Origin of the sequence: Thiopseudomonas acetoxidans (genome assembly GCF_030362935.1) — a bacterium.
GTDB classification, from domain to species: domain Bacteria; phylum Pseudomonadota; class Gammaproteobacteria; order Pseudomonadales; family Pseudomonadaceae; genus Thiopseudomonas; species Thiopseudomonas acetoxidans.
This window is the reverse complement of the sequence record NZ_JAUCDY010000002.1, coordinates 173,600-185,819: the sequence shown is the minus strand read 5'-3', so window position 1 is coordinate 185,819 and position 12,220 is coordinate 173,600. Positions and strand designations below refer to the sequence as shown.

Annotated in this window: 11 protein-coding genes; 7 read left to right on the top strand and 4 right to left on the bottom strand. The window is 49.1% G+C overall.

Annotated features, from left to right (window positions below; genetic code table 11):
- Nucleotides 1–10: 10 nt before the first annotated feature.
- Nucleotides 11–1,666: an electron transfer flavoprotein-ubiquinone oxidoreductase gene (locus QEZ41_RS02905; protein WP_289409883.1), complete on the bottom strand. Its 1,656-nt coding sequence runs from the start codon at nucleotides 1,664–1,666 to the stop codon at nucleotides 11–13.
- Between the two features lie 337 nt (nucleotides 1,667–2,003).
- Here QEZ41_RS02905 and QEZ41_RS02900 point away from each other — a divergent pair, with 337 nt between their 5' ends.
- The 3 genes from QEZ41_RS02900 (at nucleotide 2,004) to QEZ41_RS02890 (ending at nucleotide 4,551) form a co-directional block, all read left to right on the top strand.
- The gene (locus QEZ41_RS02900) at nucleotides 2,004–2,753 is read left to right on the top strand and encodes an electron transfer flavoprotein subunit beta/FixA family protein (protein WP_289409882.1); all 750 of its coding nucleotides are present in this window, start codon (nucleotides 2,004–2,006) and stop codon (nucleotides 2,751–2,753) included.
- Nucleotides 2,753–3,682, top strand: coding sequence for an electron transfer flavoprotein subunit alpha/FixB family protein (locus tag QEZ41_RS02895; protein WP_289409881.1), 930 nt, complete (start codon nucleotides 2,753–2,755; stop codon nucleotides 3,680–3,682). Before QEZ41_RS02900 ends, QEZ41_RS02895 begins: the two co-directional genes overlap by 1 nt.
- 77 nt (nucleotides 3,683–3,759) lie before the next feature.
- A complete protein-coding gene (locus QEZ41_RS02890) occupies nucleotides 3,760–4,551 on the top strand; it encodes a substrate-binding periplasmic protein (protein WP_289409880.1) in 792 nt (263 codons plus the stop codon).
- 60 nt (nucleotides 4,552–4,611) lie between these two features.
- On the opposite strand, the gene gatB is transcribed toward QEZ41_RS02890, so the two are convergent.
- The 3 genes from gatB to gatC are packed head-to-tail and all read right to left on the bottom strand — an operon-like array spanning nucleotide 4,612 to nucleotide 7,816.
- On the bottom strand, nucleotides 4,612–6,057 hold the full coding sequence (gatB, locus tag QEZ41_RS02885) for an Asp-tRNA(Asn)/Glu-tRNA(Gln) amidotransferase subunit GatB (protein ID WP_289409879.1): 1,446 nt from the start codon (nucleotides 6,055–6,057) through the stop codon (nucleotides 4,612–4,614).
- 11 nt (nucleotides 6,058–6,068) lie between these two features.
- Nucleotides 6,069–7,517, bottom strand: coding sequence for an Asp-tRNA(Asn)/Glu-tRNA(Gln) amidotransferase subunit GatA (gene gatA / locus QEZ41_RS02880; RefSeq protein ID WP_289409878.1), 1,449 nt, complete (start codon nucleotides 7,515–7,517; stop codon nucleotides 6,069–6,071).
- A 14-nt stretch (nucleotides 7,518–7,531) separates the two neighbouring features.
- Nucleotides 7,532–7,816 carry an Asp-tRNA(Asn)/Glu-tRNA(Gln) amidotransferase subunit GatC gene (gene gatC, locus QEZ41_RS02875; protein WP_289409877.1) on the bottom strand — a complete coding sequence of 95 codons (285 nt, stop codon included), beginning with the start codon at nucleotides 7,814–7,816 and terminating at the stop codon, nucleotides 7,532–7,534.
- Between the two features lie 270 nt (nucleotides 7,817–8,086).
- Between gatC and QEZ41_RS02870 the strand changes: the two genes are divergently transcribed.
- The 4 genes from QEZ41_RS02870 to QEZ41_RS02855 all read left to right on the top strand — a co-directional run bounded on the left by QEZ41_RS02870 (nucleotide 8,087) and on the right by QEZ41_RS02855 (nucleotide 12,138).
- Nucleotides 8,087–9,124: a rod shape-determining protein gene (locus QEZ41_RS02870; protein ID WP_289409876.1), complete on the top strand. Its 1,038-nt coding sequence runs from the start codon at nucleotides 8,087–8,089 to the stop codon at nucleotides 9,122–9,124.
- Between the two features lie 114 nt (nucleotides 9,125–9,238).
- Complete coding sequence (gene mreC, locus QEZ41_RS02865) at nucleotides 9,239–10,153, top strand: rod shape-determining protein MreC (protein WP_434556782.1); 915 nt, start codon at nucleotides 9,239–9,241, stop codon at nucleotides 10,151–10,153.
- A complete protein-coding gene (gene mreD / locus QEZ41_RS02860) occupies nucleotides 10,150–10,635 on the top strand; it encodes a rod shape-determining protein MreD (protein ID WP_289409875.1) in 486 nt (161 codons plus the stop codon). The genes mreC and mreD overlap by 4 nt, the downstream gene beginning before the upstream one ends.
- Nucleotides 10,636–10,989: 354 nt before the next feature.
- On the top strand, nucleotides 10,990–12,138 hold the full coding sequence (locus tag QEZ41_RS02855) for a PEGA domain-containing protein (protein ID WP_289409874.1): 1,149 nt from the start codon (nucleotides 10,990–10,992) through the stop codon (nucleotides 12,136–12,138).
- The last annotated feature ends 82 nt before the right edge of the window (nucleotides 12,139–12,220 follow it).

Below are 12,220 nucleotides of genomic sequence, written 5' to 3'. Positions count from 1 at the left end.
TTTTTGCTGTCTACATGTTGGGGTAGTTAGGTCCGCCGCCACCTTCGGGTGGAACCCAAGTGATGTTTTGCGCGGGATCTTTGATGTCGCAGGTTTTGCAATGTACACAGTTTTCGGCGTTGATTTGTAGGCGTTTGCCACCTTCGTCCGCATCGACTATTTCGTATACGCCTGCTGGGCAGTAGCGCTGTGCGGGCTCGTCATACAGAGGCAGGTTTTGCTCCACTGGGATGCTTGGGTCAGTCAGCTTTAAGTGCACCGGCTGATTCGCTTCGTGCGCGGTGTTAGAAATAAATACTGAGCTAAGTTTGTCAAAGCTGAGTTTGCCGTCAGGCTTGGGGTAATCAATTTTTGCCGCTTCATTGGCTTTCTTTAAGCGCGCATAGTCTGGGGTTTGATCGCGCAAAGTGATTGGGATTTTACCGCCAAAGATATTTTGGTCGATAAAGTTAAATGCTCCACCCATCAACGCGCCAAATTTATGAATGGCTGCGCCAAAGTTGCGACTGCGGTATAAATCGTCATACAACCAGCTATTTTTATAGCCTTGCACGTAGGCTGTGAGTTCATCACCACCTTCTGAGCCGCCTAATAAAGCTTCTGCAGCGGCATCAGCTGCCAGCATGCCTGATTTCATGGCGGTGTGATTGCCTTTGATTTTGGCAAAGTTGAGCGTACCGAGATCACAGCCAATTAGCGCACCACCGGGGAAAACCATTTTTGGTATGGAGTTAAAGCCACCCTTAGTTAGCGCCCGTGCGCCGTAGGAAACACGCGTGCCGCCCTCAAGATACTGCTTGATCACCGGGTGATGTTTATAGCGTTGGAATTCGTCGAAAGGTGACAAGTGGGGATTGCTGTAGGACAGGTCAACAATCAAACCTACGGCCACCTGGTTGTTTTCCGTGTGATACAGGAATGAGCCGCCCGGGTTTTCGTCATTCAGTGGCCAGCCTGCAGTGTGAACTACCAGTCCTTCTTCGTGCTTGGCAGGATCAATATCCCAAATTTCTTTGATGCCAATACCGTAGTGCTGGGGATCGCAATCACTTTCCAGCTGATAGCGTGCAAGAAGTTGTTTGCCCAAGTGACCACGGCAGCCTTCAGCAAACAGAGTGTACTTGGCGCGTAGCTCCATGCCGGGGGCGTACATGCCATCTTTGGGGTTGCCGTCGCGGTCTACGCCCATATCGCCGGTGAGGATGCCATACACAGCGCCCGCATCATTAATAAGAACTTCCTGCGCGGCAAAGCCGGGATATACTTCTACGCCAAGGTTTTCGGCTTGTTCAGCCAGCCAGCGGCATAGGTTACCGAGGGAGATAATGTAGTTGCCTTCGTTGTGCATGGTTTTGGGCACAAACAAACCAGGGATTTTTTGGGCTTTTTCAGCACTTTTAAACAGATAAATGTCGTCGCGCTTAACCGGCACGTTTAGGGGGGCGCCCATTTCTTTCCAGTCAGGAAAAAGCTCGTTAAGCGCGCGCGGTTCAAATACGGCGCCAGAAAGACTGTGTGCACCGACTTCAGAGCCTTTTTCTACGACGCAGACGCTGATTTCTTTGCCAGCCTCGCTGGCTTTTTGCTTTAAACGACAGGCAGCAGACAAACCGGCAGGGCCTGCTCCTACAATGACGACATCGAAATCCATGAATTCGCGTTCCACAAGCGTTCTCCTACTTCATATACGTAATGTTGTTATTTTATAGGTTGGCGGACAGTTGAGCCAGATTAGTTAGGCTGTTAGAGAGTATATCTACCATGGTCGATAGAATAAATGCAAACGATCGTTTGAATTTATTGAGATCCTGTTTAGAATCACTGCTAAGAGTAATGTGCTTGGGCTGTTTAGTTGACCGCATCGCTTGTTGCGTTCAAGATAACCTACCCTATTGTGTTTTACTGTTTTGCAAACCTCTTAAAGTGTTTTTTTTATTGAGGTTTTAACTACTCTGCTGGGCTTGCCTTGCGGGTTTTATTCATCCGGAGATAACGAGGAATCTATGAAGGTTCTAGTAGCTGTCAAGCGTGTGGTCGACCATAACGTTAAGGTTCGCGTTAAAGCGGACAATACGGGCGTTGAACTGGCCAATGTGAAAATGTCCATGAACCCTTTTTGTGAAATTGGCGTAGAAGAAGCCATTCGTTTAAAAGAAAAAGGGATTGCCACTGAAGTTGTTGCTGTGTGTGTAGGTCCAACAGCAGCGCAAGAACAATTACGTACGGCGCTGGCGTTAGGTGCTGATCGTGCGATTCTAGTCGAAACTGATGCCGAGCTTGGCTCGTTGGCGGTGGCGAAAATTCTTAAAGCGGTTGCCGACCAAGAACAGCCGCAGTTGATTTTGCTGGGTAAACAAGCCATTGATAGCGATAACAATCAAACGGGTCAGATGCTTGGAGCGTTGACAGGCTTTGCCCAAGGCACCTTTGCCTCTAAGGTTGAGGTCGATGGCGATACAGTGAGTGTAACGCGTGAGATTGATGGTGGTTTTCAAACCGTAGCGCTGAAACTGCCTGCTATTGTCACCACGGATTTGCGCTTGAATGAGCCACGTTATGCCAAGTTGCCAGACATTATGAAGGCCAAGCGCAAGCCGCTAGAGACGCAAACGCCTGACGCATTGGGGGTTTCGGTGGGCTCCACGCTTAAGACGCTCAAGGTCGAAGCCCCGGCTCAACGCAGCGCTGGCATTAAGGTTAAGGATGTAGCTGAGTTGGTTGATAAGTTAAAAAATGAAGCGAAGGTGATCTAATGGCTATTTTAGTAATTGCTGAACACTCCAATAGCGCGCTGGGTGCTGTAACTCTAAACACAGTGAGTGCAGCTAAGGCCATTGGTGGTGATATTCATATTTTAGTGGCCGGTGAGAACTGCGCTGCAGCAGGTGAAGCAGCGGCAAAGGTAGAGGGCGTAACCAAGGTGTTGGTGGCAGATAACGCTGCCTATGCGCATCAATTGCCGGAAAACGTAGCGTTGCTCGTCGCAGAGCAAGCCAAGGCGTACAGCCATGTTTTAACCCCAGCTACCACCACGGGTAAAAACCTGTTGCCACGTGTGGCTGCACTGCTGGATACGGATCAGATCTCCGAGATTATTTCTGTTGAAAGCCCAGATACCTTCAAGCGTCCAATCTATGCAGGTAATGCGATTGCTACTGTGCAATCCAGTGCTGACATTAAAGTGATTACTGTGCGTGGCACAGGCTTTGATGCCGCTGCTGCAGAAGGCGGTAGTGCAGCTATAGAAAATATTGCTGCGGGTGTTGATGCAGGTATTTCAACCTTTGTTGGTGAGGAAATCGCTAAGTCTGACCGTCCGGACTTAACTGCAGCGCGTGTGGTTATTTCGGGTGGCCGCGGTATGCAAAGTGGTGAAAACTTTGACATGCTTTACGCCCTAGCTGATAAGTTAGGCGGTGCTGTAGGTGCTTCCCGTGCGGCGGTTGACGCAGGCTTTGTGCCCAACGATTTACAGGTGGGTCAAACCGGTAAGATCGTTGCCCCTGACCTGTATATAGCGGTAGGTGTCTCAGGTGCTATCCAGCATTTAGCCGGCATGAAAGACTCTAAAGTCATTGTTGCGATTAACAAAGATGCGGATGCGCCTATCTTCCAAGTGGCTGACTATGGTTTGGTCGCCGACTTGTTTGATGTTATTCCTGAGTTAGACGCCGCGCTGTAAGCTGTTAAAATACGTGGCACAACAAAAACCCGCTATTCATAGGCGGGTTTTTTAACTCTTTTTGAAGATGGCTGACTTTGATTAAATCGCGCGCATTTTTACCGCTGTTGTTAGGAGTAGGGCTGCTGGCTGCCAACGCCGCGCAGGCCGATATTCCTGTGCCTGAAAGCTGCACGAATATTGTCGCTGTAGCACTTGGCACACAGCCGGCCTATAGCAACGAGCAGGGCACTGGCGTAGATGCACAGTTAAGCCGCGAGTTAGCCAAGCAAGCCGGTATTAAAATAAACCTGTTACCCGTAGATAGCTATGAAGAAGGTTTGCGGGCATTTGCTTCGGGGCAGGTGGATATGTGGCTGTCTGCGCGCTTGGATTTGCTGGAGCATGCAGATGCGCTGCTTATCGAGCCGGCTTATTGGCAAGCGCGCTATCAGCTTTGGTTTCGTTATGCAGAGTTAACAGACCTGAAGCAAACTCCAGCCTTACGAGGCTTAAGAGCGGTCTACTGGCCAGCACAGATTGAACAGGGATTACTAACACCCTGGCTAGGTGAGATGGATGTGCAGCAGGGACTTGAAGTGGCTAATCAGCGCGAGGCAGTACAAGCCATTCTTAATGGTAAAGCGGATTTTTTACTGGCAGATGGGTATGAATTAGACTTGAGTTTACAGGCTTTGGCGGCGCAGGATGAGTTAGAGGCGCTGGCACAGGTTCGTGTTACAGAATCCGTTTATATTGCATTAAGCAATAACTCCGCCTGCAATGACCCAGCTTTGCAAGGCAAGTTGAGCCAAGCACTGCGAGAGCTTAACAAGCGCAGTGTAGCTAAAAAGTTGTTGCAGAAAAAACAAGCAAGCCTGAAGCCCTAAGCTATTACTAAAATCGCTCAGGGCTTCAGAAACACAGCATAATTTATCAGTAAGTCTTAATTAGCCCTCAAGCTTTTGCTTGAGGAGCTCATTCACCTGCTGTGGGTTGGCTTTGCCTTTAGAGACGCGCATGGCTTGTCCGATAAAGAAACCAAACATACGCTTACGGCGGTTTTCGTCTGCCGCACGGTACTCCTCAACTTCTGTGGCATTGGCGGCCAGCATTTCATCGAGAATGGCTTCAATGGCGCCAGAGTCGGTAACCTGCTTTAAGCCGCGCTGTTCAATGATGCTGTCCGCATCACCTTCGCCATTGGCAATGGCTTCAAACACAGTCTTGGCAATGTTGCCGCTGATAGTGTTGTCTTTGATGCGTACCAGCAGCTGACCCAGTTGCGTAGCGCTGATGGGCGAGTCTTGGATATCCAAATTGTCTTTATTGAGTAGGCTGGACAGTTCACCCATCACCCAGTTGGCGGTGAGTTTGGCGTCTTTACTGATGGCTAGAGCGGCTTCAAAGTAATCGGCCATTTCCCGGCTGGAAGTCAGCACGCTGGCGTCATAGGTGGAGAGCATAAATTCTTGCTCGAAACGCTTGCGCTTTTGTGTCGGCAGTTCAGGCAGTTGCTCACGCAATTCATCTAAAAAACTGCGCTCAATCACGACCGGTAGCAAGTTAGGACAAGGGAAGTAGCGGTAATCGGTGGCTTCTTCTTTGCTACGCATGGAGCGGGTTTCGTCTTTGCTCGGATCATACAGACGGGTTTCCTGCACCACGGTGCCGCCGTCTTCAATCAGCTCAATCTGGCGCTGTACTTCGCTATTGATCGCGCGTTCGATATAGCGGAAGGAGTTAACGTTTTTGATTTCTGTGCGGGTGCCGAACTCGGTTTGCCCTTTGGGGCGAATGGAGACGTTACAGTCGCAGCGGAACGAGCCTTCTGCCATGTTGCCATCACAGATGCCTAAGTAGCGTACCAGACTATGAATAGCGCGGGCGTAAGCCACAGCTTCTTTAGCGTTGGACATTTCTGGCTCGGAGACAATTTCCAGTAGCGTGGTGCCGGCACGGTTGAGGTCGATACCGGTCATGCCGCTAAAATCTTCGTGCAAGCTTTTTCCCGCATCTTCTTCGAGGTGCGCGCGGGTAATGTTGACGCGCTTGATGCTGCCGTCTTCGAGGGTGATGTCCAGATGACCCAAACCGACGATCGGGTGATCCATCTGGCTGGTCTGATAGCCGCTGGGCAGGTCAGGGTAGAAATAATTTTTCCGCGCAAAGATGTTATGTTCGGCAATCTCAGCGTCTACGGCCAAGCCAAACATGCAGGCCATGCGGACTGCCTCAGCATTCAGCACAGGTAAAGTGCCTGGCATGGCTAAGTCGCTGACGCTGGCTTGGGTGTTTGGCTCAGCGCCAAATTCAGTGGCGCTGCCGGAAAAAATCTTAGTTTTAGTGGCTAGTTGTGCATGAATCTCTAGCCCAATCACGGTTTCCCATTGCATGGTGCGTCTCCTTAGAATCCAGCCGGTGTGCGGGTGTGCCAGTCAGTTGCCTGCTGGTATTGGTGGGCTGCATTCAGCAGGCGTGCCTCGTGAAAGTGGGGCGCAATCAGTTGCGCACCGACGGGCAGTTGCTCCAGCAAGCCAACCGGCAGTGAGAGGGCGGGTAAGCCAGCTAAGTTGGCCGCTACGGTATAGCGCTGGGTTAAAAAATCAGCGTTAGCATCCACAGTGGCGTTGACTGCACGAGGTAAATCAGCGCTGGTGGGACTTAAAATCAAGTCCACCTGCTTAAAGGCCTCCATGTAATCTTGCTTGACTAAGCGGCGAATACGCTGGGCTTGGACATAGTAATCTTGATATTGCTCAGCTGAGAGGTAGTAAGCACCCAGCAGGATGCGGCGCTGCACCTGCTCGCCTAGGCCTTCACTGCGGCTGCGTTGATACATATCAGCCAAGTCACGTGGATTCTCGCAGCGGTATCCAAAGCGCACGCCATCAAAGCGCGACATATTAGTCGAGGCTTCAGCGGTGCCAATGATGGTGGCAATGGCGACGGCGTGTTCTGCGTGCGGCAGTTCGATATCAACCAAGGTGGCGCCCAGTTGCTGAAGTTGTTCGGCGCTGGCGAGTACGGCCTCACCGATTTGGCTGTTTAAATCGACGTTAAACAAGGCGCGCGCGATACCGATGCGCAGACCGGTCAGCGGCTGATTTAAGGTGCTGCTGTAATCCGGCACAGCTTCTTGTGCGCTGGTAGAGTCGCGCTCATCAAAACCGGCGCAGACGTTTAACAGCAGGGCGCTGTCTTCGGCGGTGCGGGTTAAAAAGCCGGCTTGGTCAAAACTTGACGCATAGGCGGTCATGCCCCAGCGTGATACACGTCCATAGGTGGGTTTTAAGCCAGTTAAACCGTTAAAAGCTGCAGGCAGGCGAATGTCACCGCCGCTGTCCATGGCTGTACTGGCGGCCGCTAAGCCAGCCGCTACTGCTGCAGCGCTACCACTGGCTGCACCGCCCACCACACGGCTGTTATCCCAAGGGTTGTTGCAGGCACCATAAAAGCTGGTCTGCCCGCTGCTGCTCATGCCAAACTCGTCCATGTTCAATTTACCCAAGGACACAGCACCGGCTTGATTGAGTTGCTCAATCAGCTGGGCATTGTAAGGCGCGACAAAATTATCCAGCATTTTTGAGCCACAGCTGGTGCGCACCTCTTGTGTACAAAACAGGTCTTGGTGCGCTAAAGGGATGCCCAGTAAGGGCTGTTTTTCCCCGGCGGCGCGACGAGCATCGGCGTGTTCGGCTTGTTGCAACGCCTGCTCAGCGGTAACAGTAATAAAGCTGTTTAGCGCAGGGTCTTGTTGTTTGATGCGCTGTAGGTAGTGCTCGGTCAGTTCGCGAGCGGAAAATTCTTTACTGGCCAGTGCTTGCGCAAGTTGAGCCATGGTTTTCTGTTGCATGATTGAGACGTCCTTTAATCCAGCACTTTGGGTACGAGGTAGAGACCATTTTCCACGGCGGGAGCGAGGGTCTGGTAGCGGTCGCGTTGATTGGTTTCGCTCACCACATCGGCACGCAGGCGTTGGCTGATTTCCAGAGGGCTGATTAGCGGTTCGGAATTGGCGGTCGCGATATTTTTGATGGAGCTAAAGAGGGAGGTTGTTTGGTTTAAGGCCCGTAGGTGCTCGGCTAAAGCTGTGTCGCTTAAAGCTAGCTGGGTGAGTTTGGCTAGCTTTTCGACGTCTTGATGGGTCAGCATCGTAGAGGTTCCTTAATAAATATGAATGAATTGGTAAAGCCGTTGTCTATGCAAAGATCTTTTATCGCAAATTATACGCAGTTAAGCGGTACAATCGTGGTTAATTGTTAGCTTGGGTGTTAAATGGAGCTTGGTGAAATCTGCTAGTGAGCTTAGCCAATGCAACAATTTACCATAAACTTCATCTTGCTCAAAAGGGCGCTGATTGTTACAGTTTCACATTAATTTTTTTTTGCACTTTTCACGCACATATATTAGGGCTGTTTTTCCATGTTAAAAAAAATACGCGGTATGTTTTCTAGTGACTTATCTATTGATCTTGGTACAGCTAATACATTGATCTGTGTGCGCGACAGAGGCGTGGTTTTGGATGAGCCCTCGGTTGTAGCTATTCGCACTCGGGGTAATCAAAAAAGCGTGGTGGCTGTGGGTACGGAAGCCAAGCGCATGCTGGGACGTACGCCCGGTAACATTCAAGCAATACGCCCTATGAAAGATGGGGTGATTGCAGACTTCAGTGTGTGTGAAAAAATGCTGCAGTACTTTATTAATAAAGTACATGAAAATAGTTTTATCACACCCAGTCCGCGGGTGTTGATTTGTGTGCCTTGTAAGTCCACCCAGGTTGAGCGTCGTGCTATTCGTGAATCAGCATTGGGTGCGGGCGCACGCGAAGTTTATTTAATTGAAGAGCCTATGGCCGCTGCTATTGGTGCTGGACTGCCGGTTGAAGAAGCACGTGGTTCTATGGTCGTGGATATTGGTGGCGGTACTACAGAAATTGCCCTGATTTCGCTCAATGGCGTGGTTTATTCTGAATCAGTACGTGTGGGGGGCGACCGTTTTGATGAAGCGATTATTACCTACGTACGCCGCAACTACGGCAGTCTGATTGGTGAGTCAACCGCAGAAGAAATCAAGCAAAGAATTGGTACAGCTTTTCCTTCAGGTGAGTTGCTAGAGTTTGATGTGCGTGGACGTAACTTGGCGGAAGGAGTGCCGCGCAGTTTTACACTGAACTCTAATGAAGTGCTTGAAGCGCTACAAGAGTCACTGAGTCAAATTGTGCAGGCGGTAAAAAGTGCGTTAGAGCAGTCACCGCCTGAGTTGGCTTCTGACATTGCTGAACGTGGACTGGTATTAACCGGCGGCGGTTCGTTACTGCGCGGCATGGATGAGTTGTTAGCACAAGAGACTGGACTTCCAGTTATTGTTGCCGAAGATCCGAAAACCTGTGTGGCGGTAGGTGGTGGTCGCGCCTTAGCCATGATGGAGCAGCATTCTATGGATTTGTTGTCGGTAGAATAATAAAGGCAAGGTCAGTCCTATTGGTTAGAGTTAATTTTAACGCCGGATAAATAGCTAAAGGAATTTAACATCAAACCGATCTTTTCAAAGGGCACTTCGCTGAACACGCGGTTTATCGCGGTGGCGTTTCTGTCTGTCTTATTGATGGTTATTGATGCGAACTTTTCAACACTCAAACCAATCCGCAGTTCTGCTGGATTGGTTTTAACGCCTCTGTACTGGGTTGCTGAATTACCTGTACGTGCATTTGATAACCTGATCCAAGTCTTTACTAGCCGCACTGAAATCCTTGCTGAGAATGAAAAGCTGCGTGCCGAAACGCTGCTGATCAAACGACGTCTCCAAAAACTGGCTTTGTTAACTGAGCAAAATCTGCGCCTGCGTGAGCTGCTCAACTCATCGGCTTTATTTGAAGAGCAAGTATTAGCGGCCGAGTTGCTGGGTGTGGATCCTAGTCCGCAAACTCATAGAATTGTGATTGATAAAGGCAGTCAGCACGGGGTTTATCTAGGGCAGCCTGTGCTTGATGCGCGCGGAGTGGTGGGGCAGGTGGTTGAAATTATGCCTTTTTCAGCCCGTGTTTTATTAATGACCGATACCACGCACAGCTTGCCGGTGCAGGTTACGCGCAACGGTTTACGAGCCATAGCCAGCGGTACGGGCAATCCAGATACTGTCGAATTACGCTACATCACGGATGTCGCCGACATTAAAGAAGGCGATCTGTTGATAACCTCAGGTATGGGGCAGAGATTTCCGGCCGGTTACCCGGTTGCGGTGGTGACCAATGTTGTGCGTGGAACAGGTCAGCCTTTTGCCACGGTACATGCCGTGCCGATGGCTGCCTTGAATCGAAGTCGTTATTTTCTTTTAGTCTTTGGCGAGGGACATAGCCCTCTATCGGAGACCCAAATGCAGCAATTAATCGATGCTGAACCAAATACAACAGCAGAAGCCATGCAGCAGGTGGATGGAACGACACAAAATGCTAAGCCCGATAAAGCGAAAGTAGACGAGGCAGAGCAATGAGTGCAACGCGAGTAACTTTTTTGATTTTTGTTGGGTTAAGTCTAGTGACTGCCTTAATGCTTTCTGTGGCACCTCTGCCTGACTTTATGCAAGCGGCTAGACCGCTGTGGTTAGCGTTAATGCTTTCCTATTGGGTATTTGAACTGCCCTATAATTTTAAAATCAGCCTGGCTTGGGTTTTTGGCTTGGCGCAGGATGTGCTCTACGGCACGTACTTTGGTTTTCATGCGCTTTTTTTAGCCTTCGTTGTCTATGCGATTTTAAGCTTTCAACAGCGTTTGAGAATGTTTCCGCAGTGGCAGCAAGCAATTTTCTTGATGTTGATTTACAGCATAGGTCAAATTTTTCTATTGTGGCTTAATACTTTGGCTGGTCATCATACTTTAGTCTCGCAATATATATTCCCGGCGCTGGTGAGCGGTTTGCTTTGGCCTTGGGTATACATGATAATGCATCTTTTACGTAAACTGATGCAGCTGTGATAGTCTTGCCGCTGGCTTGCTTATAGGGTGGCTTTCTGGAAATATTTACAGTCAAATTGCACCACCGTTAGTGATTTAAGATAAAAACTAGGTGCTGGGTTCTATTGAAGTGTATTTTTTATTGCTGCCAAACAACCAAACAGCTTATAGTTAGGCGCTAGTAGCGTTATGGAATCGTCAAGCAAAACGGATTGCTGGATACAAAGCGCGAAGAACGTATAATTTATACGCTTTATAATAAACACAATTACATACTTGCACTTGCAAGCACGCTAAACTCACACATCAATACTTGAATAGGCGAGTTCGAATATGGGGATTCAAACAAATTGCTGGGATGGAATAGATGGCCATATGCGCAAGAAAAACGTGCTTGGCCTCTTAAAAAGCCCAATGGCCTATGTGGTAACGGGTTTTCTTTTTGTTATTAGCCTGTTTGTTTTTGAATATGCCTTCGCTAAGGGAACAGTTGATAGAGCCGTTTTACAGGAGCTTGCCAAAAACAGCGGCGCGCCCACTGTAAATTCGAGTTCAGCCACTAGAAATTACACTCCAGCCGTTAGGGTGGGTCTGATAAGCCAAGCAGATATCGATGATTTGGCGAGCCGTGTAGCATCACTTAACGAAGAGAAATTACAGCTAGACAACACATGGCGTATCGAGCGCAATAAGCACGATTCGATGATGATTCGAATTGAAGACAGCAAAAAAACAATTCGTTTAGAAATGGATGAGGTTTTGCTGAATAATTCTCCACGTGAGCGCTTGGATGAGTTGTTAGGTCTGCACGAGTTGCTGTCTAAGGATGAAAAAGAAGTTGCCAAGCGTGTCAGCCAGATAGAAGAAAAATTGGCGTCACATCAGCTGCTGCTAGTTCAAGCCAAACGCGATTTGGATAGAATGAAAACCAATTATGCAGCGCAACAGCGCGAGCAAGATATCCAGCGCGTGCAAGAAATTACCCGGTTTTTGGATCGTGAGCTGCGCTTTAGCGAAGCTGTTTCTTTTAAATGTTCCCCCAGCAAAAGCCTGGCAGCTTGTCTAAATGACTATCCGCTGGATGCAAGAATTCAAAACTGGGTGCAGGATCATTACCAAGCGGCCTTATCTGAAGAGTTAGCTGATCAAATCGATCAGGTCAGATTAAGCTCTGACTGGTACACCACCGAGGTTAACCGAAACTTTACTGAAGCCAACATGAATCTAGATGGCTCGGTTAGCGCAGAGGTTGAAGTACGTGCCAATGTAGTTTCGCGCAAAATGATGGCCTGCGCACTCTTAAAGGCTCCAGCTGATTTATGTGAAACCCAGTCGGTTTCTCTGATTGTGCGTAGCAACAAATACGGTGACCAGGTGTATATCAACGATAAGCCCTACGGTTCTACACCTTTATCGCTCATACTGGACCCGGGTGTATATAACGTAGAGGTTAAATATCAGGGGCTGACACAAAAGCGTACGCTTACGCTAGAGGATAATCGTCACCTTAATTTTGTGTTCTAAAATCCCCCTGCGTTAAAACTGCTGTAAAATGCCGATATTCCCAGAGTATCGGCATTTTTGTTTGTAAGCTTCTGAAAACTGA

Excerpts from the sequence above, each read along its gene's own strand:
- gatC (WP_289409877.1), bottom strand. The coding sequence starts at position 7,816 with ATGCTGACCCATCAAGACGTCGAAAAGCTAGCCAAACTCACCCAGCTA.
- QEZ41_RS02870 (WP_289409876.1), top strand. The coding sequence starts at position 8,087 with ATGTTAAAAAAAATACGCGGTATGTTTTCTAGTGACTTATCTATTGAT.
- QEZ41_RS02895 (WP_289409881.1), top strand. The coding sequence starts at position 2,753 with ATGGCTATTTTAGTAATTGCTGAACACTCCAATAGCGCGCTGGGTGCT.
- gatA (WP_289409878.1), bottom strand. The coding sequence starts at position 7,517 with ATGCAACAGAAAACCATGGCTCAACTTGCGCAAGCACTGGCCAGTAAA.
- gatB (WP_289409879.1), bottom strand. The coding sequence starts at position 6,057 with ATGCAATGGGAAACCGTGATTGGGCTAGAGATTCATGCACAACTAGCC.
- QEZ41_RS02900 (WP_289409882.1), top strand. The coding sequence starts at position 2,004 with ATGAAGGTTCTAGTAGCTGTCAAGCGTGTGGTCGACCATAACGTTAAG.
- mreD (WP_289409875.1), top strand. The coding sequence starts at position 10,150 with ATGAGTGCAACGCGAGTAACTTTTTTGATTTTTGTTGGGTTAAGTCTA.
- QEZ41_RS02855 (WP_289409874.1), top strand. The coding sequence starts at position 10,990 with ATGCGCAAGAAAAACGTGCTTGGCCTCTTAAAAAGCCCAATGGCCTAT.